This is a genomic window from Mycolicibacterium doricum (assembly GCF_010728155.1).
GTDB lineage: Bacteria > Actinomycetota > Actinomycetes > Mycobacteriales > Mycobacteriaceae > Mycobacterium > Mycobacterium doricum.
This window is the reverse complement of sequence record NZ_AP022605.1, coordinates 1,486,205-1,510,966: the sequence shown is the minus strand read 5'-3', so window position 1 is coordinate 1,510,966 and position 24,762 is coordinate 1,486,205. Positions and strand designations below refer to the sequence as shown.

Below are 24,762 nucleotides of genomic sequence, written 5' to 3'. Positions count from 1 at the left end.
CTAGCGGGCGGCCTGCGGACGTCGGCGCGGGCCGCGCGAGCGCGTACCGTCGCCGCCGCCCTGAGGGCGTCCCTGCCGCTCGCCGTGGCCCTGCGGCTTCGAACGCCTGCGGGGACGGTCAGCGGCGGCGCGGGGCTGCTCGACGGCCTTCATGGCCGGCGCGCGATACGGCGCGACCTCGCCGACCAGTTCGGCGACCGACGGTGAATCGGCACCGACCTGCTGGGGTGCGACGTTGATACCGGCCCGCCGCAGCAGCGCGGCGGTGTCCCGCCGCTCCTCGGGCAGCACGACGGTGACGACGTCACCCGCACTGCCGGCGCGCGCGGTGCGGCCGGAGCGGTGCAGATACGCCTTGTGCTCGACCGGCGGATCGACGTGCACCACGAGTTCTACCTCGTCGACGTGCACGCCACGGGCCGCGATGTCGGTGGCCACCAGCACCCTGGCGTCACCGGAGGAGAAGGCGGCGAGGTTGCGCTCGCGGGCGTTCTGCGAGAGGTTGCCGTGCAGGTCGACCGAGGGCACACCGGACTCGGTGAGCTGACGGGCAAGCTTGCGGGCCTGATGTTTGGTGCGCATGAAAAGGATTCGGCGTCCCGACCCGGCGGCCAGCGTGTGCACCAGCGCCTTCTTCTCGTGGGCACCGGCCACGTGGAACACGTGGTGGGTCATGGCCGGCGGCGGCGCGTTGACCTCGTCCACCGAGTGGGTGACGGGCTCCCGCAGGAAGCGGCGCACCAGCTTGTCGACGCCGTTGTCGAGCGTCGCCGAGAACAGCAGCCGCTGACCGCCTGCTGGTGTGGCGGCCAGGATGCGTGTGACGCCGGGCAGGAAGCCGAGGTCGGCCATGTGGTCGGCCTCGTCGAGGACGGTGATCTCGACACTGTCCAGCGAGATGATCCGCTGGCGCATCAGGTCTTCGAGCCGTCCGGGGCAGGCGACGACGATGTCGACACCGGCCCGCAGCGCCGCGGCCTGTGGATTCTGCGAAACGCCACCGAAGATGGTGGCGACCTTCAAATCGTATGCCGCAGCAAGGGGTTGGAGCACCGCGGAGATCTGGGTGGCCAGCTCACGGGTCGGTGCGAGCACCAGGCCAGAGGGGCGCGACGAACGCCGCTTGGTATCGGCGAGCCGGCTCACCAGCGGCAGCGAGAACGCCAGGGTCTTACCGCTGCCCGTCTTCCCACGTCCGAGCACGTCACGGCCGGCCAGGCTGTCGGGCAACGTCGCGGCCTGGATCGGGAACGGGCTGTCGATGCCGCGGTTCTCCAGAACACGGCGCAGCGGTCCGCGCACACCGAGGTCGGCGAATGATTGTGCAGTTGTCATGCAGGTGTTTGCCTTTCAGGGCAGTGTCGCGTACCCCGCGCAGCGCCGTTGCAGGGCACAGGTGATGGGTACACAGGTGGCGAGATTGCCGGTTGGCAACATCGATCGCCGCGAGAAGAGCTTGAGCCGGACGCGATGGTAAGCGTTCCACGACGAGCCGTCGTCGGTTTCGGTGACGCCGGCGCTGGCATAGTCTAGCGCATCAGAAGGTGGCGAAATTTCGCAGGGCCGCCGCGAGGGCTACCGGCACCCTCGCTTTGACGCGCGTTCCATCGGTGGTGTGCTCGGTGGCGTCGACGTGCCCCTCCCCGTGGACGCGGGCGACGAGTTCGCCACGCTCGTAAGGAATCGTGACGTCGACGGTGACGTCGGTGGATTCGACGAGCTCCGACATCCGGGCGGATAGCCGGTCCAAGCCTTGCCCGGTGCGCGCCGAGACGAACACGGCATCGGGCAGAGCGCTGCGCAGATGTGCCAGCGAGAGCCCGTCAGCTGCGTCGATTTTGTTGACCACCAGCAATTCCGGCGCCGGCTTGGCGTTCTGTTCGGCGATGACCTCGTCGATCACCTCGCGCACCGCGCTGATCTGTGCCAGCGGGTTGGCATCCGAGCCGTCGACGACGTGGACGAGCAGGTCGGCGTCTGCGACCTCTTCGAGGGTCGACCGGAAGGCCTCGACCAACTGCGTCGGCAGGTGTCGCACGAAGCCGACGGTGTCGGTCAGCACGAACGGCCGACCGTCGTCGAATTCGCCTCGCCGCGTCGTCGGTTCCAGCGTGGCGAAGAGCGCGTTCTCCACCAGCACGCCGGCGCCCGTCAGCGCGTTGAGCAGGCTGGACTTGCCCGCGTTGGTGTAGCCGACGATCGCGACCGACGGCAGCTCGGTGCGGCGCCGCCCACTGCGCTGGGTGTCGCGGATCTTCTTCATGTCCTTGATCTCGCGCCGCAGCTTCGACATCCGCTCCCGGATGCGGCGACGGTCGGTCTCGATCTTCGTCTCACCGGGACCGCGGGTGCCGACGCCGCCGCCGGCGCCGCCGGCACGGCCGCCCGCCTGCCGTGACATCGATTCCCCCCAGCCACGCAGCCGAGGCAGCATGTACTCCATCTGCGCCAGCGACACCTGGGCTTTGCCCTCGCGACTGGTGGCGTGCTGGGCGAAGATGTCGAGGATGAGGGCGGTTCGGTCGATGACCTTCACCTTGACGATCTTCTCCAGTGCGGTCAGCTGGGCAGGGCTGAGCTCACCGTCACAGATGACCGTGTCGGCTCCGGTGGACAGCACGATCTCGCGCAGTTCGGCGGCCTTGCCGGAGCCGATGTAGGTGGACGCGTCGGGTTTGTCGCGGCGCTGGACGACGCCTTCGAGCACCTCGGAGCCCGCCGTCTCGGCCAGGGCAGCGAGTTCGGTGAGGCTGGCTTCGGCAGCGGCCGCGCTGCCCTCGGTCCACACACCGACCAGGACGACGCGTTCAAGGCGCAGCTGCCGGTATTCGACCTCGGAGATGTCGGCCAGTTCGGTCGACAACCCTGCGATACGGCGCAGAGATGCACGGTCTTCGAGCGCCAGTTCGCCGGCACTGGGCGTCTGGTGGGAGGGAAGTTCGGGAAACGTCATGAGCGAATCAAGGTTCGCACGGAGATCACTTTTCATGCACCCCAATTAACGCTGATGAGAGTGCCACCATTCCCGGGCGAGCTCGCCGGTGGCCACCAATTCCGATGGACCGCGCAGAAAGCTGGTGGTCTCGGTGACCGAGACGGTGACCACGCCGCCGGGGATGCGGACGTCGAGCGTGCCCGCCGCCGCTCCCCCCTGCGCGAGTGCGGCGACCGCGGCAGCCACTGTTCCGGTACCGCAGGATCGCGTTTCGCCGACACCGCGTTCGTGTACCCGCATCGACACCGCTCCATCGCGGATCGGGGTGAGCACTTCGACGTTGACGCCGCCCGGAAACTGGGCCTGGTCGAACTCGACGGGGGCCGCCACGTCGAGCGCGATCAGGTCCGCCTCGCTCAGCGCGGCGTCCACGCAGGCCAGATGGGGGTTCCCGACGTCGACCCCGAGGCCGGTGAAGGGGCGGCCGCCGACGACCGCCGATCCGGGGCCGAGCAGGCTGACCTTTCCCATCTCGACGGTCACGTCCGCCCGGGAGCGGTGCACCGGGTCGAAGCCGTGCAGCACGACCGGGCGGGGGCCGGCCAACGATCCGACCACGAACTCGTCGCGGGCCTCCAGGCCCGCTGCCCGCAGGTAGTGGGCGAACACTCGTACGCCGTTGCCGCACATCTGGGCGATCGACCCGTCGGCGTTGCGGTAGTCCATGTACCAGTCACCAGCGTCGACGCCCTCGGGAAGCCGCGGGAAGACGCCGGCCGACATCGCCGCGCCTGCGGTGGTGACCCGCAGCACGCCGTCGGCGCCCAGTCCGCGGCGCCGGTCGCACAGGGCGGAGACGACGGCCGGCGCCAAGGACAGCCGAGCGTCGAGGTCGGGCAGCAGCACGAAGTCGTTCTGCGTCCCGTGTCCCTTGGCGAACTGCACCCGGTCAGGATACGGCGCGCCATGCGCGCAGCGCGTGGTCGACGTTGTCCGGCGACGCACCGTCGAGCCAGCACACACGGTGGTCGCGGCGGAACCACGACCGCTGTCTGCGCACGTAGCGGCGGGTGCCGACGAACGTGGGTTCGCGCGCGGCCGACCCGCCGCCGCCGGCGTCGAGATCGGCGATCACCTGGGCGTAGCCCAGGGCCCGCGACGCCGTCACGCCCTCCCGCAGACCGCGCGCCAGCAGACCGGCCACCTCGGCGACCAGCCCCTCGGCGAACATCGTGTCGGTGCGCTCGGCCAGCCGTTCATCCAGAACCGTTGTCTCCCAGTCCAAGCCGATGATCGCCGTATCCCAGCGCGGGCTGCCGACGGTGGGTGCCGACGCGGCGAACGGCTGCCCCGTGAGTTCCACCACCTCCAGCGCCCGCACGATGCGGCGCCCGTCGGTGGGCAGGATCGAGGCCGCGGCGTCCGGGTCGACCTTGGCCAGTTCACGGTGCAACGTCGCCACACCGACCTCGGCGAGGCGCTGCTCCCATCTGGCGCGTACGGCCGGGTCGGTCGCGGGGAACGCCCAGTCGTCGAGCAGGGCCTGGACGTACATCATGGATCCGCCCACGATCATCGGCAGCGCCCCGCGCGCGGCGATGGCCTCGACGTCGCGGGCCGCGTCGGCCTGATAGCGCGCCACCGAGGCGGTCTCGGTGACGTCGAGGACATCGAGTTGGTGGTGTGGGATGCCGCGGCGCTGCCCGATCGGTAGCTTCGCCGTGCCGATGTCCATCCCGCGGTAGAGTTGCATCGCGTCGGCGTTGACGATCTCCACGCCGTTCTCGCCGCTGAGCCGTTCGGCCAGGTCCAGGGCGAGCGCCGACTTTCCCGTCCCGGTCGGCCCGACGATCGCCAGCGGCCTCATGGCGTCCAGCGACCGGCGAAGTAGCCGACCCCGTATGGCGCCCCGCGGTAGAAACCCTCGGCCGCACCGGGCGCGCAGCCGGTCAGCCCGGCCAGCACCTGATAGGCGACTCGACCGACGACCGAGCCCGGTAGCCGGACCAGTGCGGCGGCGTCGCCGGCGGCCAGCGCGTCGTCGAGGGCGGCCTGGACATGGACGGAATCCGGGTCGTAGCCGCCTGGGGCGGGCGGGGTGAGGGTGTGGCAGCCGTCGGCGACCACGAGCACCCCGATGTCCCCGTCGGCCTCGTCGATCAGCGCGCGTAGCTCCCGTCCCCGCGTCAGCGCGGTGCCGGCGTCGAGGTCGCCGGCGAAGACGCGGACTTCCGCGGCCGCGTCCGCGGCGAATTCTCCGCGCACCCATCCGGTGATGAGCGCGCACAGGGACAGCTCGACAGGTTCGGCGGCGGCATCCGGCGACAGCGTCACCCGCACGTCGACGCCGTAGCCGGCGAAGGTTCCGGTCCTGGGTGGGATGAGCACCTCGTCAGCGGCGCCGACGCCGACCGCGACCCAGCGGTCGGGCAGCGCGCTGACACCGCATGCCACCGCCGCGCGCAACTCGGACAGCTCCCCGGCCGCGCCGCCGGCCAGTTCGGGGACCATCACCGGCGCGGACGGCACGAGGGCGATCGCGGTGAGCACGAGACCAAACTAGTGCGCGAGTGAGGGCCGGGCTTCCGCGCCGGCCGCTTCCCCACGGGCCAGCGCGGCGGTGGCGAGCACCATCACCGCGGCCGCGACGACCAACGTGATCCATCCTGCTTCACCGGGGCGCATGGTTTCCCCGAGAACAACCACCCCGAGCACCGATCCCACCACCGGTTCGGCCACCGTCATCGTCGGCAGTGACGCCGTCAGGGCGCCGGAGCGGAACGACGCCTGCTGCCAGGCCGTCCCGGCGACCGCGACGGCTGCGAGCGCGTAGAGCTCGGGCATCTGCAACACCGCCCACAGGCCGTCGTCGAGCCGGTCGACGACACCTTTGGTGAGGACGGCGAAGACGCCCCACAGCGCTCCGGAGACCAGCGCCAGCAGCACGGCACTGCGCGTGCCCGACCAGATCCGTGCCCCCACGGTGCAGATCAGCAGCGCCGGGACCAGCACGGCGATCACCACCATCCAGGTCTCCCAGGACGCGCGGGCCTGTCCTGCGGTGGGATTGCCGACGGTGACGATCACCGCCACCGCGCCGGCGAGCAGGGCAGCGAAGAGCCATTCCCAGCGCGTCACCCGCCGGCCGGTCAGACGGGCGTTGATCGGCAGCGCGAACAGCAGCGACGTCACCAGCAGCGCCTGCACCAGCAGCACCGACCCCAGCCCGAGCGCAGCGGCCTGCAGACCGAACCCTACGGCGGCGACAGTGCTGCCCAGCCACCACTGCCGGTCGCGCAGCAGCCGGAAGAACAGCTCGAGATGCCCGACCGGTTCGTCGGTCACCTCGTGCGCGGAGCGCTGGTGGATGACATCGCCGATCGCGATGAACAACGCGGCGCCGAGTGCCAGCAGCGCGGCGATATCCGCCCTGGCCATCGCATCTCCTCGTCGTCGTCAGGGCACGAGCGTGCCGGGACGGCGGCCGCTGGCGCAAACCGGCGCGCCGAAGGTGTGCGCACACCCTCTACCGACCTGTTTCAATAGCCTTCGACAGCCAGGCATACCGTTCGGTATCAACAGGCTCAAACCAGCAGGCGAAGGCGCCGCGTTGCGCGGCAGTGCGCGGTCCACCGCGCGGAGGGTGCGAGGAACCAGAGATGACGACCAGCGAACCGGGTGCGACCTCGGAGGCAAACAACGAGGCGACGCCACGTCCGGCGCCGGGGCCCTCTCCTCGGCCGGGGCCCCGGCCGGGGCCGGCGCCCCGACCCGGCCGGGTGACGCCGGTGCCTGCGGTGGCGGCGCCACCGGCCAGCGACCCGCGCCGTTTCGGACGGGTCGATCCCGACGGCACCGTGTGGCTGATCACCGGATCGGGTGAGCGGGTCATCGGATCGTGGCAGGCGGGTGAGCCCGAGGCCGCGTTCGCGCACTTCGGGCGCCGCTTCGACGACCTGCAAACCGAGGTCGTGCTGCTCGAGCAGCGGTTGGTCACCCACGCTGGCGATGCCCGCAAGATCAAATCCGCCGCCGCCGCACTGGCCCAGAGCCTGCCGGAGGCACACGTGCTCGGTGACGTGGACTCGCTGGCGGCGCGACTGACCGCGATCGCGGAACACGCCGACGAGGAGGCCCAGGCGGAGCGCGCCCGCCGCGACGAGCAACGTGCCGCGCAGCTGGCGCACAAGCAGGCCTTGGCAGCGGAGGCCGAGGACATCGCCGCCAACTCCACACAGTGGAAGACGGCCGGCGACCGGCTCCGGGAGATCCTCGACGAGTGGCGCACGATCACTGGCCTGGACCGCAAGACCGACGACGCGCTGTGGAAGCGCTATTCGGCGGCCCGCGAGACGTTCAACCGGCGGCGCGGGTCGCACTTCGCCGAACTCGACCGGGGCCGCGCGGGTGCGCGGCAGGCCAAGGAGGCGCTCTGCGAACGCGCCGAGGAACTGTCGAGATCCGAAGAGTGGGGTGCGACGAGCGCCGCCTTCCGTGACCTGCTGGCGGAGTGGAAGGCGGCGGGCCGGGCCGCCAAGGACGTCGACGACGCCCTGTGGCAGCGGTTCAAGGCGGCGCAGGATGTCTTCTTCTCGGCACGCAACGCCGCCACCGCCGAACGTGACGCGGAGTTCAAGGCGAACGCCGCCGCCAAGGAGGCCCTGCTCGCACAGGCCGAACAGATCGACACCTCCAACCCGGACGCGGCCCGCGCCGCGTTCCGCGCGATCGGTGAGAAGTGGGACGCCATCGGCAAGGTGCCCCGTGAGCGGGGTGCCGAGTTCGAACGCCGCCTGCGCGCGGTGGAGAAGCGGGTTCGCGACGCAGCATCGTCGAACTCGATCGATCCCGAAGCGCAGGCCCGCGCCGATCAGTTCCGGGTACGCGCCGAGCAATACGAGCGTCAGGCGGAGAAGGCGCAGGCCGCGGGCCGGACCAAGGACGCCGAACAGGCCCGTGCGAATGCCGAACAGTGGCGGCAGTGGGCCTACGCCGCCGTCGAGGCGCTGGGCAAGCGGCGGACCTGACGGGTTCGCCCAGGGATCAGTCGGCCGGGGGTTCCGGGTCGTCGCGACGCTCGCCACCCAGGTCCATTAGGCCCTTGCCCTGGTTCTCCGCGGCGCGGCGGCGGCGCTCCTGCTCGGCGGCCAGCTGCACAGCGGTGCGCGTCCAGACCAACCGGGCCCAGTGGAAGGTGAGCACGATCACCGCAAGCCAGCCGATCACCAGGCCGATCCCCGGTCCCGGATAGGGCGCGGCCGCGGTCTGGCGGGACCACACCGCGAGCATGCCGAGCGCGCTGGCCACCGCGGAACCGGCCAGCGCCACCCAGGCGATCGCCCAGCGTCGGGTGAGCAGCGCAAGGATGGAGAACCCGACGGAGAACACGATCGCCAGGACGGCGAACACCCGTGACGGCAGCGAGATCCCCGCACTGGCGGCGGCGTCGGTGCCGGCCAGCACGTCGAAGCCCCTGGCGCCGCCGGCGTGCGGCAACACGAACGACAGCAGCACGAGGAAGACCAGGGCGGCCACCACCAGGGCGCGGGCGCCGGGGTCGAACTCGCCTGCTACCTTGCGTTCGACCTCTTCGATGTCGCCCTTGTACGACTCGAATCCGTCGGGGGCACTCATCGTGCACATCCGGCCGTCGCCCGGACCGGTGCAGGCGCGCCGATGCCCGGGATGCCCAACCCCACCCCGGTGCGCGGCCGCAGCCCGCCCGCGTGGGCGTCGCCGGCGCGGGTGCGTCGATGGGTCAACAAGGCACCGTCGGCGATGAGGTGGTGCGGGGCGGCGCCGGTGACCGTGGTGGTGACGACGTCACCGGGCCGGATGTCGGCGTGGCCGGGCGCGAAATGTACCAGCCTCCCGTCGCGGGCGCGGCCGGACATCCTGGCGGTGGCCGCGTCCTTGCGGCCCTCGCCGGTGGCCACCAGCAGTTCTAGCGTACGGCCCACCTGGGCTAGGTTCTCCTCGAGCGAGATCTTCTCCTGCAGCTCGATGAGGCGCTGATAACGTTCGCTCACAACGGCTTTCGGGAGCTGTCCGGGCATGTCGGCGGCGGGCGTTCCGGGCCGCTTGGAGTACTGGAAGGTGAAGGCGCTGGTGAACCGCGAAGCGGCCACCACGTCGAGGGTGGCATGGAAGTCTTCCTCTGTCTCGCCGGGAAAGCCGACGATCAGATCGGTGGTGATGGCCGCGTCGGGGATCGCCGCGCGCACCCGGTCGATGATCCCCAGGTACTTCTCCGCGCGGTAGGACCGGCGCATGGCACGCAGGATCCGGTCGGATCCGGACTGCAGCGGCATGTGCAGTGCGGGGCAGACATTCGGCGTCTCGGCCATCGCCTCGATCACGTCGTCGGTGAACTCCGCCGGATGCGGCGAGGTGAACCGCACGCGTTCGAGCCCGTCGATCGACCCGCAGGCGCGCAGCAGTTCGCCGAACGCGCCGCGGTTGCGGGGCAGATCGGGATCGGCGAACGACACGCCGTAGGCGTTCACGTTCTGCCCCAGCAGCGTCACCTCGAGCACGCCCTGGTCGACCAGCGTCTGGATTTCGGCGAGGACATCGCCGGGCCGCCGGTCGACCTCCTTGCCACGCAACGACGGAACGATGCAGAACGTGCAGGTGTTGTTGCAGCCCACCGAGATCGACACCCACCCGGCGTACGCGGATTCGCGCGCGGCAGGCAGCGTCGACGGGAATTCCTGTAGCGCCTCGGCGATTTCGACCTGCGCGGCGCGGTTGTGCCGGGCTCGGTCGAGCAGTGTCGGCAGCGCGCCGATGTTGTGGGTGCCGAACACGACGTCCACCCACGGGGCACGGCGAAGCACCGCCTCGCGGTCCTTCTGGGCCAGGCAACCGCCCACGGCGATCTGCATCCGCGGTTCGGACTGTTTGCGCGGCGCGAGGTGCGACAGGTTGCCGTAGAGCTTGTTGTCGGCGTTCTCCCGCACCGCACATGTGTTGAATACCACCACGTCGGCGTCGGTGCCGTCAGCGGCGCGCCGGTAGCCCGCCGACTCCAGCAGACCGGCCAACCGCTCGGAGTCGTGCACGTTCATCTGACAGCCGTAGGTGCGGACCTGATAGGTGCGCGCCGTCGCTGCCAGCCCGCTCGCCGCCTGCTGCGTCACCGTAGAAGTCACGGGGCCATGGTACGGGGGCCCAGGATTGATCGGTTCCCGGCACAGCATGCTTTCCGTGGGTAAGGTCAGCACCCATGGAAACCGCCGGACACCCCACCGGCCCCGATGCACGGGCGGTCGATCCCGAGCGTCGGGCGGTGCCGATGATCTCGATGCAGGAGGTGAACAAGCACTTCGGTGATCTGCACGTCCTCAAGGACATCAACCTGAGGGTCGACCGGGGTCAGGTCGTGGTGGTGCTCGGTCCATCGGGGTCCGGCAAATCGACGCTGTGCCGCACCATCAATCGGCTCGAGGCCATCGACTCGGGCACGATTGCGATCGACGGTGAGGTACTGCCAGCGGAGGGGCGCAAGCTCGCGCAGCTGCGTTCCGACGTGGGCATGGTGTTCCAGTCATTCAACCTCTTCGCGCACAAGACCATCCTCGAGAATGTCACGCTCGCGCCGACGAAGGTGCGCGGACTTGGCAAGGACGCCGCACGCCAGACCGCGATGGCTCTGCTCGAACGGGTGGGGGTCGCCAATCAGGCCGACAAGTACCCCGCCCAGTTGTCCGGCGGCCAGCAGCAACGTGTGGCAATCGCCCGTTCGCTCGCGATGAACCCCAAGGTCATGCTCTTCGACGAGCCGACCAGCGCACTGGACCCCGAGATGATCAACGAGGTGCTGGCCGTGATGGCGGCGCTCGCGAGTGACGGCATGACCATGCTGGTGGTGACGCACGAGATGGGCTTCGCCCGCCGCGCCTCGGACCGCGTGGTGTTCATGTCCGACGGGGCGATCGTCGAGGACGCCGAGCCTGCTCAGTTCTTCGACAACCCCCGGACCGACCGCGCCAAGGACTTCCTCGGCAAGATCCTCCATCACTAAACGCTCGGCGAAAGGAAACCCACCCATGCCGTTCTTTTCGATGACGTCTCGCAGGCGCGTCACCGCCACCCTCGCGCTGACGGTCGCTGTGCCGTTCGCGGCGACCGCCTGCGGAGGTGGTGGCGTCGGTGACGAGAACACCATCGTCGTCGGCACGAAATTCGACCAGCCCGGCCTGGGCCTACGCAACCCCGACGGTTCGATGAGCGGCTTCGACGTCGACGTCGCCACCTACGTCGCCGAGGAACTGGGCTACGCCCCCGAACAGATCGAGTGGAAAGAGTCACCGTCCAGTCAGCGTGAGACGCTGATCCAGAACGACCAGGTGGACTACATCGTCGCCACCTACTCGATCACCGACTCCCGCAAAGAGAAGGTGGACTTCGCCGGGCCCTACCTCATCACCGGCCAGAGCCTGCTGGTGCGCAACGACAACACCGACATCACCGGCGCCGCGTCGCTGGCCGGCAACAAGCGGCTGTGCTCGGTATCGGGCTCCACGCCGGCACAGAAGATCAAAGACGAGTACCCCGGTGTGCAGCTGCAGCAGTACGACACCTATTCGGCCTGCATCGAGGCGCTGAAGAACGGCGCCATCGACGCGGTCACCACCGATGAGGTGATTCTGGCCGGTTACGCCGCGCAAACCCCGGGTGCTTTCAAGATCGTCGGTGACACGTTTTCGGAGGAGCGCTACGGCGTCGGGCTGAAGAAGGACGACGCCGAGATGCGCGCCAAGATCAACGACGCTATCGAGAAGATGGAGTCCAGCGGCGCCTGGAAGGAAGCCTTCGACAGGAACCTCGGCCCGGCAGGCATTACGGCGCCCACCCCCCCGCAAATCGACCGCTACTGAGTCAGGGGTCTGGCTCCGGCCGTGGAGATATTCACCGAGTACCGCGCAGAGATCTTCCAGGCGTTCTGGACGACGGTCCAGCTGACGGTCTACTCCGCGGTCGGAGCGTTCATCCTGGGCACGGTGCTGGCCGGGATGCGGCTGTCGCCGGTGCCCATGCTGGCCTGGCTGGGCACCGCGTACGTCAACGTGGTCCGCAACACTCCGCTGACGCTGATCATCCTGTTCTGCTCGTTCGGGGTGTCCCAGACTCTCGGGATCACGCTGGTCGATCCGCAATCGAGTACGTCGATCGAGGACAGCAATTTCCGGTTGGCGGTGCTCGGGTTGACCGTGTACACCGCGTCGTTCGTGTGCGAGACGGTACGCGCGGGGGTCAACACGGTGCCGCTGGGCCAGGCCGAGGCGGCTCGTTCGCTCGGGCTGACGTTCGGTCAGAACCTGCGGATGATCCTGTTGCCGCAGGCTTTCCGCGCTGTGGTCATCCCGCTGGGCTCGGTGCTGATCGCGCTGACGAAGAACACGACGATCGCCTCGGCGATCGGCGTGGCCGAGGCGGCGTTGCTGATGAAGGAGATGATCGAGAACACCGCCGCGCTGCTCGTGGTCGGGTCGATCTTTGCCCTGGGGTTCATCGTCCTGACGTTGCCGCTGGGCCTGCTCTTCGGCTGGCTCGGGAAGCGATTGGCGGTGGCTCGGTGATGAGCGCTTGCGCGAAGAACGGACGGTCACGATGAGCGCTTGCGCGAAGAACGGACGGTCACGATGAGCGCTTGCGCGAAGAACGGACGGTCACGATGAGCGCTTGCGCGAAGAACGGACAACCCTGATGAGCGGCACCGTCCTGTTCGACGCGCCGGGACCGCGCGCCCGACGACGCAACCTCGTGATCACGGTCATCACCTTGGCGATCACCGTGTTCATCGCTTGGGTCGTGTACTCGCGACTCGAGGAGAAAGGCCAGCTGACCGCCGCCAAGTGGCAGCCGTTTCTGACGTCGGACCTCTGGACCACTTACGTGCTGCCCGGCGTGCAGGGAACGTTGACGGCGGCCGCCGTGTCTATCGTGCTGGCGCTGATCCTCGGATTCGGGCTCGGCGTCGGTCGGCTGTCGCTGATCTCGCCGATCAGCCGGGTGTGTGCGGTGATCGTGGAGTTCTTCCGCGCCGTCCCTGTGCTGATCATGATGATTTTCGCGTACTTTCTGTATGCCTTCTACGACGTCTTCCCGTCCAGACACCTTGCGTTAGCCGGCGTCATCACCGGTCTCACGCTCTACAACGGCGCGGTGATCGCCGAGATCATCCGTGCCGGCGTGCACGCGCTCCCGCGCGGTCAGGCCGAAGCTGCGTCAGCGCTCGGTCTGCGCTGGGGGCAGACCATGCGCTCGATCCTGCTGCCGCAAGCAGTCACGTCGATGTTGCCGGTGCTGGTCTCTCAACTAGTGGTCGTGCTGAAAGACACCGCAATCGGCTACCAAATCACATTCGTCGAGATGGTGCGCCAGGGCACCGTCGTCGGATCGTCCTATGGCAACTACATCCCGGCACTCATCGTCATCGCCGCGCTTATGATCAGCGTGAACTTCGCCTTGTCCACCCTGGCGAGCGGCCTCGAGCGGCGGATGCGGCGATCCCGTCGCGGACCGGCGCCGCTGGACACCGAGGCGGTCGAGCAGGAAGGCGCACCGGGTGCGAAAGTGGTGTAGTGACGCCTGTCGCGACAGACTGATCGGGTGATCGAGACCGTTACGGCGCTGGACATCCTTCCCGAGTCGACATTGCGTAGCGCCGTTGACGTCATGGTCCGCCTGGTCGAGGCGTGCGGCGCCGTAGTAATCGTGGTCGGCGCCCTCATCGCGATCGTGAAATTCGCTGCGACGCTGGCACGCCGCGATATCGGCGAGTTCTCTTCGGTCCGGTTGACACTGGGCCGGTTCCTCGCCCTCGGTCTGGAGTTCCAGCTCGCCAGCGACGTGTTGCGCACGGCGATCTCTCCGTCGTTCGAGGAGATCGGAAAGCTCGCAGCGATCGCCGCCATTCGCACTGCGCTCAATTACTTCCTGGCCCGTGAGATCGCCGAGGAGCAGCGCGCCGTCGAGGAGGGCCGGGCCGCGCAGTCGCCGCCCGATGAGTCCCCGCGATGACCGTCGCCGATCTCTCGTGGCTTATCGCCGGCGCGGGGATCGTCCTGGGCACCGCGTGTTTGGTGGTGTTCCGGCGGCCCGCGCTCGCCCTGCACGTGCTGCTCGATCTGCTTCTCGCCGCGGGGCTCTTGCGTTTGACGTCCGATGCCGGATGGTCGGTGGTCGCAGTCACCGCCGCAGTGGTGCTTCTGCGCCACCTTCTCACCCGCACCCTGATGTCCGGGCTCGGTCGGCGGCGCGCCGACGTGCGCTGATGCGGTCACCGGCTCAGACCCGACGCCGCTGCCGCTCGCCGGCCAGCTCGACGGTGACCACGTCGAGCGCCATCGACTGGCTGTAGCCGCGGCGGGCCAGCATGCCGGCCAGCCGCCGCTTGACCTTGAGGTCCGAACCCGGTTCGTCGTCGAGTTTCTCGCGGCGCAGCCGGTCGCGGACCAACCGCTCGGCCCGGTGACGTTCGGCCCCGGCATCGATGTCGGCGAGCGACGAGCTGATCACCTCGTCGTCGACACCCTTGCGGCGCAACTCATCGGCCAACGCGCGCTTGCCTTTTCCGGCGTACAGGTGGCGGGAGCGCACCCACTGCTCGGCGAAGTCCTCGTCGTCGACGAGCCCGACATCGACCAGCCGGTCGAGCACGCGCGCCACGACGGGTTCGGCGTAGCCGCGCTGCGTCAGCTTGCCGGCCAACTCCGCCCGGGTGCGGGCCCGCGCGGTGAGCAGGCGCAGACAGTAGGCGTGCGCCTGTTCTTCGCGGTTCGGATCGGGGTCGGGACCGGACTCAGAAGTCGACGGGTGCGGGAAGGACGTCATCAGCGGTCACCACGGCACCGATGTTGAGCTTCTCTTTGATCTTCTTCTCGATCTCGTTGGCCACATCGCCGTTCTCCAGCAGGAACTTACGGGCGTTCTCCTTGCCCTGGCCCAACTGCTCCCCCTCGTAGGTGAACCAGGAACCGGACTTGCGGATGAAGCCGTGCTCCACGCCCATGTCGATGAGCGACCCTTCCTTGCTGATGCCCTTGCCGTAGAGGATGTCGAATTCAGCCTGCTTGAACGGCGGCGACACCTTGTTCTTGACGATCTTGACCCGGGTGCGGTTACCCACCGCGTCGGTGCCGTCCTTGAGGGTCTCGATGCGGCGGACATCCATGCGGACCGAGGCGTAGAACTTCAGCGCCTTACCGCCCGTGGTGGTCTCGGGCGAGCCGAACATCACGCCGATCTTCTCGCGGAGCTGGTTGATGAAGATCGCGGTGGTGCCCGAATTGCTCAACGCGCCAGTGATCTTGCGCAGCGCCTGGCTCATCAACCGGGCCTGCAGACCGACGTGACTGTCGCCCATTTCGCCCTCGATCTCGGCGCGCGGCACCAGCGCGGCGACCGAGTCGATGACCAGGACGTCCAGCGCGCCGGAGCGGATCAGCATATCGGCGATCTCGAGGGCCTGCTCACCGGTGTCGGGCTGGGAGACCAGCAGCGAGTCGGTGTCCACCCCCAGCTTCTTGGCGTAGTCGGGATCCAGCGCGTGCTCGGCGTCGATGAACGCTGCGATGCCGCCGGCGGCCTGGGCGTTGGCCACCGCGTGCAACGCGACAGTGGTCTTACCCGAGGACTCCGGACCGTAGATCTCGATGACGCGGCCGCGCGGCAGGCCGCCGATGCCCAGCGCCACGTCCAAGGCGATGGAGCCGGTCGGGATGACCGAGATCGGCGCGCGGACCTCGTCGCCGAGCCGCATCACCGAGCCTTTACCGTGACTCTTCTCAATCTGCGCGAGAGCCAGCTCGAGGGCCTTCTCGCGATCGGGTGCCTGCGCCATGGTGATCTCCGTCCTGGATGGTCTAGCTGTTCGGTGATCGGTGTCGATCAATTGGCCGTGACGCTAGAGGCAGCCACCGACAAGTCGCCTGACCATCATCTAGCCGTCGAACACCGCCAAGAGTAGACGAACACGTGTTCGACTCAAGCGGACACGCCGTGCGATCGCCTACCGGTCGCTATAGTTCCGGATATGCCCATGTCAGCACCGGGCGACATCCGTATTCCTGCCGGCGGCGAGCAGATCGCCGCCTACCTCTACCGGCCGGACGGCGCCGGGCCCGCACCGTGCATCGTCATGGCGCACGGCTTCACCGCCACTCGCGACGATGGGTTGCCCCGCTACGCCGAGGCGTTCCGCGACGCCGGCTACGCCGTCGTGCTGTTCGACTATCGCCACTTCGGTGCCTCGACCGGCGAACCACGCCAGCTGCTCGACGTTGGCCGCCAGCACGACGACTACCGCACGGTGCTGGCGTGGGCCCGCCAAAGCGACGGCGTCGACCCCGCGCGCATGGCTGTGGGGGACCTCGTACAGCGGCGGCCATGTGCCCGCCGTGGCGGCCGACGGTCCCACCGTCGCCGCGGTGATCGCCCAGGCCCCGTTCACCGACGCCATCCCCACGCTGCGGCTTGTGCCGCCGGCGACCGCCGCCCGGGCCACGTTCGAGGGGATACGCGACGAGGTGCGCGCCAGACGCGGCCGCACGCCGGTTTACCTGTCCGCAGTCGGCGCGCCCGGCACCGTCGCCGCGATGACCGCGCCTGACGCGCAGCCCGGCTCCGAGGCACTAGTTGCTCCGGAAAGTCTATGGCGCAACGAGTTCGCGGCCCGCCTGATGCTGCGCTTCGCGTTCTACCGACCCGGCCGCAAGGCGGCCAGGCTCCCCATGCCGGTGCTGCTCTGCGTCTGCGAGAACGACTCCACAACGCCGGCGAAGCCGGCCATCGCTGCGGCCCACCGCGCCCCCCGAGGGGAACTGCGCCTCTACTCGAGCGGTCACTTCAACATCTACCACGATCCCGCCGCCTTGGCCGACCAGCTCGACTTCCTGCAACGGGTGGTCCCCGCGGGCGGCTGACCGAATCGTCGACGCACGGTCCGGCACCGGCCTATCGTGAGGGCACCGCCCCCGTCGAGGACGGCACACCGAATGCACGAGATGGCGATCACCCAGAGCGTTGTCGACGCGGTCTGCGACCACGCCGCCGGCCGGCGCGTGCACAGCGTCCGGCTCGAGGTGGGCGCACTGTGCGCCGTGGTGCCCGACGCGATGCGGTTCTGCTTCGAGCTGGCCACCGAGGGCACCGCCGCCGACGGCGCCCGCCTCGACCTCGACGTGCGGCCGGGTCTCGCACGCTGCCGCACCTGTGAGACCGACTTCGAACTGACCGACCTGATCCTGCTGTGCCCGTGCGGCAGCGCCGACGTGGAGGTGCGCGCGGGCCGCGACCTGCGGATCCTCTCGATGGAAGTGAGCTGACCATGTGCGCAACCTGTGGCTGCGGCGGCGACGACGCCGTGATCACCCTGGGCCACGCGCCACACGACCACCCGCACCAGCACGACCACGATCACGACCACCCCCACACCGAGACGGTGACCCTGGAACAGAAGGTGCTCGCGCGCAATGACGACATCGCCGCGCACAATCGCCGCTGGCTCGCCGAACACGACATCCTCGCGCTCAACGTCACCAGTTCCCCGGGGGCGGGCAAGACCACCCTGCTGGAGCGGACCATCCGCGAACTGGGTGCGCACCGCCCCATCGCCGTCATCGAAGGTGACCAGGAGACGGCGCTCGACGCCGATCGCATCCGCGCGGCAGGCGCTCGGGCCGTGCAGGTCAACACCGGCCCCGGGTGCCACCTCGACGCACTGATGGTGCGCCGCGCCCTCGAGGCTCTCGACCCGGACCCGGGCACGCTGCTGTTCATCGAGAACGTCGGCAACCTCGTCTGCCCCGCGCTGTTCGATCTCGGTGAGCACGGCAAGGTGGTGGTCATCTCGGTCACCGAGGGCACCGACAAACCGCTGAAATACCCGCACATGTTTGCCGCCGCCGGCTTGATCATCGTCAACAAGACCGACCTGTTGCCCTACGTCGACTTCGACCTCGACGCGTGCACCCGCTACGCGCAATCGCTGAACCCGGGCGTCGGCGTGCTGCCGGTGTCGGCCACCACGGGCCGAGGTATCGAGCAGTGGTACGGCTGGATCGAGTTCCTGGCAAACCCGTCCAAGAACCCGGTCATGTCGTGAGACCCGTTGACAGAACAATGTCGTCGGAGTAAACCCAGAACTTAGCGTCGCGCAAGTGGGCCGAGGGTCGACTCCGGCGGCGCAGGGGTCGTCAGCCCCGACCCCGGAAAGCTGTGGCGATGCCGACTGAGGCAGCAGTCAAAGCGGAAGAGGCGCTGATCCACATTCTTTGGATCAATGCCGGATTGAGTTGCGACGGTGATTCTGTGGCGCTGACTGCCGCCACCCAGCCCAGTATCGAGGAGATCGCGCTCGGCGCCCTCCCCGGACTACCCAAGATCGCCGTTCACTGGCCCCTGATCGATTTCGAATGCGGACCGAACGGGGGCGCCGATGACTTCCTCGAATGGTTCTTCAGAGCGGACAGAGGCGAATTGGAACCGTTCGTGTTGGTCGTCGAGGGATCCATCCCGAATGAGGCGATCAAGGACGAGGGATACTGGTGCGGGTTCGGTAACAACCCGGCCACCGGCCAACCGATGACCACCAGCGAGTGGCTCGACCGGTTGACGCCCAAGGCGACCGCCGTGGTCGCGGTGGGCACCTGCGCGACCTACGGCGGCATCCACGCCATGGCGGGTAATCCCACCGGAGCAATGGGTGTGCCCGACTATCTCGGCTGGGACTGGAAGAGCAAGGCGGGCATACCGATCGTGTGCGTCCCGGGGTGCCCGATACAACCGGACAACCTGGCCGAGACGCTCACCTACCTGCTCTACATGGCCACCGATCAGGCGCCGATGATCCCGTTGGACGATGCTCTGCGGCCGCAGTGGCTTTTCGGTCAGTCAGTACACGAGGGGTGTGACCGCGCCGGCTACTACGAGCAGGGTGATTTCGCCACCGAGTACGGGTCGCCGAAATGCATTGTGAAACTGGGTTGTTGGGGCCCCGTGGTGAAGTGCAACGTGCCCAAGCGCGGATGGATCAACGGTGTCGGAGGGTGCCCCAACGTCGGCGGCATCTGCATCGGATGCACCATGCCGGGCTTCCCGGACAAGTTCATGCCGTTCATGGACGAACCACCGGGCGGGAAGGTCTCGACCACCGCATCCACCCTGTACGGATCGGTCATCCGCAGCCTGCGCCACGTCACCGGCCGCACCGTCGACAAAGAACCGAAGTGGCGCCACCCCGGCACGAAACTCGAAACGGGCGCGACGCGCACCTGGTAGGTGCGCGTCGTCGCGTCCGCATCTGCGCGCCGGAGTCGATTGATCGCCATCGGCGCGCGGATCGCTGAGCACGAGAGAAGGATTCGATGACCACGACTATCCCCGACCCGTCGCACGTCAAGCGGGAGCCCGGCCAACTGGTGGAGATGGCCTGGGACCCCATCACCCGCATCGTCGGCAGCCTCGGCATCTACACCAAGGTCGACTTCGAGAACCGCGAAGTCGTGGAGTGCCACAGCACCTCATCGATCTTCCGCGGCTACTCCATTTTCATGAAGGGCAAGGATCCGCGCGACGCCCACTTCATCACCAGCCGGATCTGCGGTATTTGCGGAGACAACCACGCCACCTGCTCGTGTTACACGCAGAACATGGCCTACGGGGTGCAGCCCCCGCACCTGGCCGAGTGGTTGGTCAACCTCGGCGAGGCTGCAGAATACATGTTCGACCACAACATCTTCCAGGAGAACCTCGTCGGGGTCGACTACTGCGAGAAGATGGTCGCCGAGACCAACCCGTCGGTGCTGGCCAAGGCGGAGAACGCCCAGGCGCCGCACGCCGACATGCACGGCTACCGCACGATCGCCGACATCATGCGGGCGCTCAACCCGTTCACCGGCGAGTTCTACCGGGAGGCGCTGCAGGTCAGCCGCTGGACACGAGAGATGTTCTGCCTCATGGAAGGTCGGCACGTCCACCCGTCGACCCTGTATCCCGGCGGGATCGGCACCACGGCGACCGTCCAGCTGATGACCGACTACATGACCCGACTGATGCGCTACGTGGAGTTCATGAAGAAGGTCGTGCCGATGCACGACGATCTGTTCGACTTCTTCTACGAAGCGCTACCCGGCTACGACCAGGTGGGGCTGCGCCGCACGCTGCTCGGCTGCTGGGGTTCGTTCCAGGACCCCGAGCACTGCAACTTCAGCTACAAGGACATGGAGGCCTGGGGTCGCAAGATGTTCGTCAGCCCCGGCGTCGTGGTGGACGGCAAACTCGTCACCACATCGCTGGTCGACATCAACCTCGGCATCCGGATCCTGTTGGGCCACAGTTACTACGAGGACTGGGCCGATCAGGAGATGTTCGTCAAGACCGACCCACTGGGCAACCCGGTCGACCGGCGGCACCCGTGGAATCAGCACACCAACCCCAAGCCGCAGAAGCGCGACTTCGACGAGAACTACAGCTGGGTGATGTCACCGCGCTGGTTCGACGGCAACGACCACCTGGCACTGGACACCGGCGGCGGACCGCTGGCGCGTCTGTGGTCGACGGCGCTGGCGAATCTCGTCGACATCGGTTACGTGAAGTCGACCGGTCACAGTGTGCAGATCAACCTGCCCAAGACCGCGCTCAAGGGTCCGGTGGAACTCGAATGGAAGATCCCGCAGTACGGCAGTAACACTCTGGAACGCAACCGGGCCCGCACGTACTTCCAGGCCTATGCGGCGGCGTGTGCGCTGCACTTCGCCGAGAAGGCGCTGACGGAGATCCGGGCCGGCCGCACCAAGACGTGGGAGCGTTTCGAGGTGCCCGACGAAGGCATCGGCTGCGGCTTCACCGAGGCGGTGCGCGGAGTGCTCAGCCACCACATGGTGATCCGCGATGGCAAGATCGCGAACTACCACCCGTATCCGCCGACGCCGTGGAACGCCAACCCGCGTGACAGCTACGGCACACCGGGACCGTACGAGGACGCCGTGCAGGGTCAACCGATCTTCGAGGAGAACGGTCGGGAGAAGTTCAAGGGCATCGACATCATGCGGACGGTGCGCAGCTTCGACCCGTGTCTGCCCTGCGGGGTGCACATGTACCTGGGCGGCGGGAAGTCGTTGGAGTTGCTGCACTCCCCCACCCAGTCCGTCACCGGGGAATAGGGTATGTGTCCGGCCGCGCCGAGTGAACACGATGCGGACGCGGACACGCGCTGGCGCACGGCGGGCGAGCGCATCCAGACGCTGCTGGACGCCAGTTCGGCTGGCGGCGCCGCCGCGCGGGAACGCGCCGAGCAATTGGTCGGCGAGGTCACCGACCTGTACGGGGCGGCACTGGGCCGGGTGCTCGGCCTCGCGGTGAGCGCCGATCCCGACCTCGTCGACGCCGTCGCGGCCGACCCGCTCGTCGCCAGCCTGCTGCTGGTACACGGTATGCACCCGCACAGCGTCGAGCGGCGGATCACCGACGCACTCGACACCGTCCGGCCCTATCTCGGCTCGCACGGTGGCGATGTCCATCTGCTCGGCGTCGACGGGGACACTGCGCGGCTGCGGTTCGCCGGTAGCTGCAAGAGCTGTCCGTCCTCGGCGGTCACCCTCGAACTGGCCGTGGAAGACGCGATCCGCGCCGCCGCACCGGAGATCGAGACCATAGAAGTCGTTACCGAAGAACGTGATTCAGTAGATTCGGTCATCCCCGCCGAGTCGTTGTTCACCCGGGTGCACGCTTCGGCGTCCTGGCTGCCCGTACCCGGGTTGGCCGAGATCCTGCCGGGTGAGGTCGGCGGGTTCGCCGTCGCCGGAACGCCGGTCCTGGTCTGCCGGCTCGGCGACACGCTCTACGCCTACCGCGACCGGTGTGGCCGTTGCGATGCGTCGATGGCCGGTGCGCGCCTCGACGGCGAGGTGCTGCGGTGCCCGCGCTGCGACGCCGGATTCGACGTGGTGCGCGCCGGTGCGGGTGTCGAAGGTCTCGAACGCCTCGAGCCCGTGCCGGTCCTGCGGCGCCAGGGCGTCTGGGCGGTCGCGATCGCCGAGAGCGTGGCCTGATGACGACCTCCGCCTACGACATCCTCGCCCGGATTCGGGCCGCCCGCACCGAACCCCGGCCCGTGGGCGAGCGGTGCGAGATGTGCGCCGAGCCGATCGCCGACGAGCACCAGCACGTGGTGAACGTCGAGGGGCGGCAACTGATGTGCGTCTGCCGCGGTTGCTACCTGCTGTTCACCGACACGCACGCCGCGCTGCGGTATCGCGCGGTGCCCGACCGCTACCTCGTCTTCGAAGACTTCGCACTCGACCGCCGGCACTGGGAGGCGCTTCAGATTCCTGTCGGTCTGGCGTTCTTCTTCCGCAACTCGGCCCTCGAGCGGGTGGTCGCGTTCTATCCGGGACCCGCCGGTGCGACCGAGTCCGAACTCGACCTCACCGCATGGCAGGACATCCAGTTGGCCGACCCGCGGGTGGACCTGCCCGCCGAGGACACCGAGGCACTGCTGGTGCGGATGCCGGAGCGCACCGACACCGACGCTTCGCCGCGCGGCTACCTGCTGCCGATCGACGCCTGTTACGAACTGGTCGGCCGGATGCGCATACTGTGGCACGGGTTCGACGGCGGCGCCGAGGTCCGCGACTACCTCACCGGGTTCTTCGACGCGGTCGCCGAATGTTGCAGGACGGTGCCGAGGTGACCGCCGATGTGACGTTCACCGTGCAGGATGTGACGCCCGAACGCTACGCCGTCACACCGGTTCTGACCGCACGGATCGAGGTCACCGCCACCGGTGACGACCCGGTGCACGCCATCGCGCTGCGCTGTCAGGTCCGCATCGACCCGCTACGGCGCGGCTACACCGACGAGGAGGCGGAAGGTCTCGCCGACCTGTTCGGTCCACGCGAGCGTTGGGACACCACGCAACACACCTTCCTGTGGCAACACAGCGTGACGATGGTCCCCGGATTCTCCGACGGCACACATGTCGACCTGCCCCTGGAGTGCACGTACGACGTGGAGGTCGCCGCGGCGAAGTACATGCACGCCCTGCGCGACGGTGTGATCCCGCTGCAGTTCCTGTTCAGCGGAACGCTGTTCACCCGCGGTGCGGGGGGATTCGCGGTGACGCAGATCCCGTGGGACTGCGAGGACACCTACCGGCTGCCGGTGACGGTGTGGCGCGACCTGATCGCACTGCACTACCCGAACACCGGTTGGCTGCGGTTGTCGCACGACACGATCGCCGCGCTCACCTCCTACCGGTCCACACACGGACTCCTGTCCTGCGACGACGCCGTCACCGCGCTGTTGTCCCAGGCCAGGCAGGAGGTGCCGTGAACGCCGACTGGGCCAGGGCGCGCAAGGTCGCCGACGCCGTTCTCTACGAGGGGTACCTGCTGTACCCGTACCGCGCGACATCGCGGAAGAATCAGGCGCGGTGGCAGTTCGGGGTGCTGGGCCCGCCGGGCGCCGCGGCGGCCGGATTCGGCGAGGACGATCACCTCGGCGCCCAACTGCTCGTCGACCACGCCGGGCAGGCCTCGATCTCACTGGCGGTCCGCTTCCTGCAGCTGCAGCACCGGCGCGCCGAGAAGTCTACTGCGGAATGCACATTCGTTCCCGTCGAGGAACTTCTCACCGCGGACGGCCCATGGGTGACGTGGGACGAGGCGGTCGCCCGTGAGATCGCCGTGGACCCGGTGCCCCTGGTCGAGGTGACGATGACGCTGCCGTTCACCGTCGAATCCGGTCGTGAGGTGGAACCGGTCGACGGCGGCCGCCTGGTGCGCAGCCGGTGCGATCTACACGCCGAACTGACCGTCCACGCACAGCCCGAGGGCGACCTGACCCGGGTGACGGTGAGCGTGCGGAACACCGGCGCGGCCGCCGGCGACAAAGACGCCCACGACAAAAACGCCCACGACAAGGACACGGCGATCGCGCGATCCCTGATCGGCACCCACGTCATCGCCGAGGTCCATGACGGTGAGTTCGTCTCCCTGCTCGACCCGCCGGCCACCGCCACCGACGCGGTCGCCCGGTGCCACCACCACCGCTGCTTCCCCGTCCTGGCCGGCGCCCCCGGCGACCGGGACCTGATGCTGATCTCGCCGATCATCCTCTACGACCACCCCGAGATCGCCGAGCAGAGTGGCGGCGACCTCTACGACGCGACGGAGATCGACGAGATCCTGACCCTGCGCGTCATGACCATGACCGACGAGGAGAAGGCGCAGGCGCGCGCGACCGACCCGCGGGCCGCCGCGATCGTGGACCGCTGCGAGAGCATGTCGCCCGAGGCGATGCTCAAACTGCACGGGGTGTTGCGCGATCCGCACGCCGCGCCGGGGCCCGATCTGATTCCCGAGGTCCCCGACGGCGTCGACTGGTGGGATCCGCTCGCCGACAGCGCAGTCGCGCCCGACCGCGATGCGGTGCTGGTCGGCGGCGTGCGGGTGCGCCGGGGCAGCCGGGTGCGCCTGCACCCCGCGCGGCGCGCCGACGCCCAGGACCTGTTCTACGCCGACCGGCTCGCGCGGGTGACGTCCGTGCACGAGACCGTCGACGGCGATGCGCAGATCGGCGTCGTGCTCGACGACGACCCCGCAGCCGACCTGCACGACTGGTACGGCCGCTACCTGTACTTCGCACCCGACGAAGTGGAACCGCTCAACGATGGGAGCCCGTCATGCAAGTAGTCGGTTGGATCGCCGTGATCGTCGCGGCGATCGTCACACTGTTGGCCGTGTCCCTGGGCCTGCGCTCCATACCGGACGCCAAGCGCTACCTCAAGATGCGCCGGATGTAGCCGGGTGACACCACGT

General features: G+C 68.5%; 26 protein-coding genes and 1 pseudogene. 17 read left to right on the top strand and 10 right to left on the bottom strand.

The window, feature by feature from the left end:
- The 6 genes from G6N07_RS07530 to G6N07_RS07505 form a co-directional block, all read right to left on the bottom strand.
- On the bottom strand, window positions 1-1,335 hold the full coding sequence (locus G6N07_RS07530) for a DEAD/DEAH box helicase (RefSeq protein WP_085190939.1): 1,335 nt from the start codon (window positions 1,333-1,335) through the stop codon (window positions 1-3).
- Between the two features lie 202 nt (window positions 1,336-1,537).
- Entirely contained in the window at window positions 1,538-2,953 is a 1,416-nt protein-coding gene (gene hflX / locus G6N07_RS07525; RefSeq protein WP_099050218.1) for a GTPase HflX, read from the bottom strand.
- A 45-nt stretch (window positions 2,954-2,998) separates the two neighbouring features.
- Window positions 2,999-3,880 (bottom strand): diaminopimelate epimerase, encoded by an 882-nt coding sequence (dapF, locus tag G6N07_RS07520; protein ID WP_085190942.1) that lies wholly within the window; start codon window positions 3,878-3,880, stop codon window positions 2,999-3,001.
- Window positions 3,881-3,884: 4 nt separating this feature from the next.
- Window positions 3,885-4,802 (bottom strand): tRNA (adenosine(37)-N6)-dimethylallyltransferase MiaA, encoded by a 918-nt coding sequence (miaA, locus tag G6N07_RS07515; RefSeq protein WP_085190944.1) that lies wholly within the window; start codon window positions 4,800-4,802, stop codon window positions 3,885-3,887.
- Window positions 4,799-5,485 carry a class III extradiol ring-cleavage dioxygenase family protein gene (locus G6N07_RS07510; protein WP_085190946.1) on the bottom strand — a complete coding sequence of 229 codons (687 nt, stop codon included), beginning with the start codon at window positions 5,483-5,485 and terminating at the stop codon, window positions 4,799-4,801. Before G6N07_RS07510 ends, miaA begins: the two co-directional genes overlap by 4 nt.
- A gap of 9 nt (window positions 5,486-5,494) precedes the next feature.
- Entirely contained in the window at window positions 5,495-6,373 is an 879-nt protein-coding gene (locus G6N07_RS07505; RefSeq protein WP_085190949.1) for a DMT family transporter, read from the bottom strand.
- Between the two features lie 221 nt (window positions 6,374-6,594).
- Here G6N07_RS07505 and G6N07_RS07500 point away from each other — a divergent pair, with 221 nt between their 5' ends.
- The gene (locus G6N07_RS07500) at window positions 6,595-7,962 is read left to right on the top strand and encodes a DUF349 domain-containing protein (protein ID WP_085190950.1); all 1,368 of its coding nucleotides are present in this window, start codon (window positions 6,595-6,597) and stop codon (window positions 7,960-7,962) included.
- A gap of 16 nt (window positions 7,963-7,978) precedes the next feature.
- Here G6N07_RS07500 and G6N07_RS07495 read toward each other — a convergent pair whose 3' ends face one another.
- Window positions 7,979-8,578, bottom strand: coding sequence for an Rv2732c family membrane protein (locus G6N07_RS07495; RefSeq protein WP_085190952.1), 600 nt, complete (start codon window positions 8,576-8,578; stop codon window positions 7,979-7,981).
- On the bottom strand, window positions 8,566-10,137 hold the full coding sequence (gene miaB, locus G6N07_RS07490) for a tRNA (N6-isopentenyl adenosine(37)-C2)-methylthiotransferase MiaB (RefSeq protein ID WP_099050225.1): 1,572 nt from the start codon (window positions 10,135-10,137) through the stop codon (window positions 8,566-8,568). The genes G6N07_RS07495 and miaB overlap by 13 nt, the downstream gene beginning before the upstream one ends.
- Window positions 10,138-10,232: 95 nt before the next feature.
- Between miaB and G6N07_RS07485 the strand changes: the two genes are divergently transcribed.
- The 6 genes from G6N07_RS07485 (at window position 10,233) to G6N07_RS07460 (ending at window position 14,217) form a co-directional block, all read left to right on the top strand.
- A complete protein-coding gene (locus tag G6N07_RS07485; RefSeq protein ID WP_085191171.1) occupies window positions 10,233-10,961 on the top strand; it encodes an amino acid ABC transporter ATP-binding protein in 729 nt (242 codons plus the stop codon).
- A 25-nt stretch (window positions 10,962-10,986) separates the two neighbouring features.
- Entirely contained in the window at window positions 10,987-11,817 is an 831-nt protein-coding gene (locus tag G6N07_RS07480; protein WP_085190953.1) for a glutamate ABC transporter substrate-binding protein, read from the top strand.
- Between the two features lie 21 nt (window positions 11,818-11,838).
- Window positions 11,839-12,519 (top strand): amino acid ABC transporter permease, encoded by a 681-nt coding sequence (locus G6N07_RS07475; RefSeq protein ID WP_085190955.1) that lies wholly within the window; start codon window positions 11,839-11,841, stop codon window positions 12,517-12,519.
- A gap of 127 nt (window positions 12,520-12,646) precedes the next feature.
- Window positions 12,647-13,525 carry an amino acid ABC transporter permease gene (locus G6N07_RS07470; RefSeq protein WP_085190956.1) on the top strand — a complete coding sequence of 293 codons (879 nt, stop codon included), beginning with the start codon at window positions 12,647-12,649 and terminating at the stop codon, window positions 13,523-13,525.
- A gap of 27 nt (window positions 13,526-13,552) precedes the next feature.
- Entirely contained in the window at window positions 13,553-13,963 is a 411-nt protein-coding gene (locus G6N07_RS07465; RefSeq protein ID WP_085190958.1) for a DUF1622 domain-containing protein, read from the top strand.
- The gene (locus tag G6N07_RS07460; RefSeq protein ID WP_085190960.1) at window positions 13,960-14,217 is read left to right on the top strand and encodes a hypothetical protein; all 258 of its coding nucleotides are present in this window, start codon (window positions 13,960-13,962) and stop codon (window positions 14,215-14,217) included. Before G6N07_RS07465 ends, G6N07_RS07460 begins: the two co-directional genes overlap by 4 nt.
- A 13-nt stretch (window positions 14,218-14,230) precedes the next feature.
- On the opposite strand, the gene recX is transcribed toward G6N07_RS07460, so the two are convergent.
- Window positions 14,231-14,776: a recombination regulator RecX gene (recX, locus tag G6N07_RS07455; RefSeq protein WP_085190962.1), complete on the bottom strand. Its 546-nt coding sequence runs from the start codon at window positions 14,774-14,776 to the stop codon at window positions 14,231-14,233.
- On the bottom strand, window positions 14,745-15,785 hold the full coding sequence (gene recA / locus G6N07_RS07450; protein WP_085190963.1) for a recombinase RecA: 1,041 nt from the start codon (window positions 15,783-15,785) through the stop codon (window positions 14,745-14,747). The genes recX and recA overlap by 32 nt, the downstream gene beginning before the upstream one ends.
- A gap of 198 nt (window positions 15,786-15,983) precedes the next feature.
- Here recA and G6N07_RS07445 point away from each other — a divergent pair.
- From G6N07_RS07445 to G6N07_RS20945, 10 genes and pseudogenes are all read left to right on the top strand, one after another.
- Window positions 15,984-16,866, top strand: a pseudogene (locus tag G6N07_RS07445) (alpha/beta hydrolase).
- A gap of 72 nt (window positions 16,867-16,938) precedes the next feature.
- Complete coding sequence (locus G6N07_RS07440) at window positions 16,939-17,268, top strand: hydrogenase maturation nickel metallochaperone HypA/HybF (RefSeq protein ID WP_085190965.1); 330 nt, start codon at window positions 16,939-16,941, stop codon at window positions 17,266-17,268.
- A 2-nt stretch (window positions 17,269-17,270) separates the two neighbouring features.
- Window positions 17,271-18,047, top strand: coding sequence for a hydrogenase nickel incorporation protein HypB (gene hypB, locus G6N07_RS07435; RefSeq protein ID WP_085190967.1), 777 nt, complete (start codon window positions 17,271-17,273; stop codon window positions 18,045-18,047).
- Window positions 18,048-18,166: 119 nt separating this feature from the next.
- On the top strand, window positions 18,167-19,222 hold the full coding sequence (locus G6N07_RS07430; RefSeq protein WP_085191173.1) for an NADH-quinone oxidoreductase subunit B family protein: 1,056 nt from the start codon (window positions 18,167-18,169) through the stop codon (window positions 19,220-19,222).
- A gap of 86 nt (window positions 19,223-19,308) precedes the next feature.
- Window positions 19,309-21,105 carry a nickel-dependent hydrogenase large subunit gene (locus G6N07_RS07425; RefSeq protein ID WP_085190969.1) on the top strand — a complete coding sequence of 599 codons (1,797 nt, stop codon included), beginning with the start codon at window positions 19,309-19,311 and terminating at the stop codon, window positions 21,103-21,105.
- A 3-nt stretch (window positions 21,106-21,108) separates the two neighbouring features.
- Window positions 21,109-21,993 carry a NifU family protein gene (locus G6N07_RS07420; protein ID WP_085190970.1) on the top strand — a complete coding sequence of 295 codons (885 nt, stop codon included), beginning with the start codon at window positions 21,109-21,111 and terminating at the stop codon, window positions 21,991-21,993.
- Complete coding sequence (locus G6N07_RS07415; protein WP_085190972.1) at window positions 21,993-22,634, top strand: DUF5947 family protein; 642 nt, start codon at window positions 21,993-21,995, stop codon at window positions 22,632-22,634. The genes G6N07_RS07420 and G6N07_RS07415 overlap by 1 nt, the downstream gene beginning before the upstream one ends.
- Complete coding sequence (locus G6N07_RS07410) at window positions 22,631-23,275, top strand: DUF6084 family protein (protein ID WP_085191176.1); 645 nt, start codon at window positions 22,631-22,633, stop codon at window positions 23,273-23,275. Before G6N07_RS07415 ends, G6N07_RS07410 begins: the two co-directional genes overlap by 4 nt.
- Entirely contained in the window at window positions 23,272-24,636 is a 1,365-nt protein-coding gene (locus G6N07_RS07405; protein WP_085190973.1) for a hypothetical protein, read from the top strand. The genes G6N07_RS07410 and G6N07_RS07405 overlap by 4 nt, the downstream gene beginning before the upstream one ends.
- Window positions 24,627-24,746: a DUF6893 family small protein gene (locus tag G6N07_RS20945; RefSeq protein WP_099050220.1), complete on the top strand. Its 120-nt coding sequence runs from the start codon at window positions 24,627-24,629 to the stop codon at window positions 24,744-24,746. Before G6N07_RS07405 ends, G6N07_RS20945 begins: the two co-directional genes overlap by 10 nt.
- The last annotated feature ends 16 nt before the right edge of the window (window positions 24,747-24,762 follow it).

Coding starts and splice junctions, on each gene's coding strand:
- G6N07_RS07530 (WP_085190939.1), bottom strand. CDS start 1,335: ATGACAACTGCACAATCATTCGCCGACCTCGGTGTGCGCGGACCGCTG.
- hflX (WP_099050218.1), bottom strand. CDS start 2,953: ATGACGTTTCCCGAACTTCCCTCCCACCAGACGCCCAGTGCCGGCGAA.
- miaA (WP_085190944.1), bottom strand. CDS start 4,802: ATGAGGCCGCTGGCGATCGTCGGGCCGACCGGGACGGGAAAGTCGGCG.
- G6N07_RS07505 (WP_085190949.1), bottom strand. CDS start 6,373: ATGGCCAGGGCGGATATCGCCGCGCTGCTGGCACTCGGCGCCGCGTTG.
- G6N07_RS07500 (WP_085190950.1), top strand. CDS start 6,595: ATGACGACCAGCGAACCGGGTGCGACCTCGGAGGCAAACAACGAGGCG.
- G6N07_RS07495 (WP_085190952.1), bottom strand. CDS start 8,578: ATGTGCACGATGAGTGCCCCCGACGGATTCGAGTCGTACAAGGGCGAC.
- miaB (WP_099050225.1), bottom strand. CDS start 10,137: ATGCTGTGCCGGGAACCGATCAATCCTGGGCCCCCGTACCATGGCCCC.
- G6N07_RS07485 (WP_085191171.1), top strand. CDS start 10,233: ATGATCTCGATGCAGGAGGTGAACAAGCACTTCGGTGATCTGCACGTC.
- G6N07_RS07480 (WP_085190953.1), top strand. CDS start 10,987: ATGCCGTTCTTTTCGATGACGTCTCGCAGGCGCGTCACCGCCACCCTC.
- G6N07_RS07470 (WP_085190956.1), top strand. CDS start 12,647: ATGAGCGGCACCGTCCTGTTCGACGCGCCGGGACCGCGCGCCCGACGA.
- G6N07_RS07460 (WP_085190960.1), top strand. CDS start 13,960: ATGACCGTCGCCGATCTCTCGTGGCTTATCGCCGGCGCGGGGATCGTC.
- recX (WP_085190962.1), bottom strand. CDS start 14,776: ATGACGTCCTTCCCGCACCCGTCGACTTCTGAGTCCGGTCCCGACCCC.
- recA (WP_085190963.1), bottom strand. CDS start 15,785: ATGGCGCAGGCACCCGATCGCGAGAAGGCCCTCGAGCTGGCTCTCGCG.
- G6N07_RS07440 (WP_085190965.1), top strand. CDS start 16,939: ATGCACGAGATGGCGATCACCCAGAGCGTTGTCGACGCGGTCTGCGAC.
- hypB (WP_085190967.1), top strand. CDS start 17,271: ATGTGCGCAACCTGTGGCTGCGGCGGCGACGACGCCGTGATCACCCTG.
- G6N07_RS07430 (WP_085191173.1), top strand. CDS start 18,167: ATGCCGACTGAGGCAGCAGTCAAAGCGGAAGAGGCGCTGATCCACATT.
- G6N07_RS07425 (WP_085190969.1), top strand. CDS start 19,309: ATGACCACGACTATCCCCGACCCGTCGCACGTCAAGCGGGAGCCCGGC.
- G6N07_RS07420 (WP_085190970.1), top strand. CDS start 21,109: ATGTGTCCGGCCGCGCCGAGTGAACACGATGCGGACGCGGACACGCGC.
- G6N07_RS07415 (WP_085190972.1), top strand. CDS start 21,993: ATGACGACCTCCGCCTACGACATCCTCGCCCGGATTCGGGCCGCCCGC.
- G6N07_RS20945 (WP_099050220.1), top strand. CDS start 24,627: ATGCAAGTAGTCGGTTGGATCGCCGTGATCGTCGCGGCGATCGTCACA.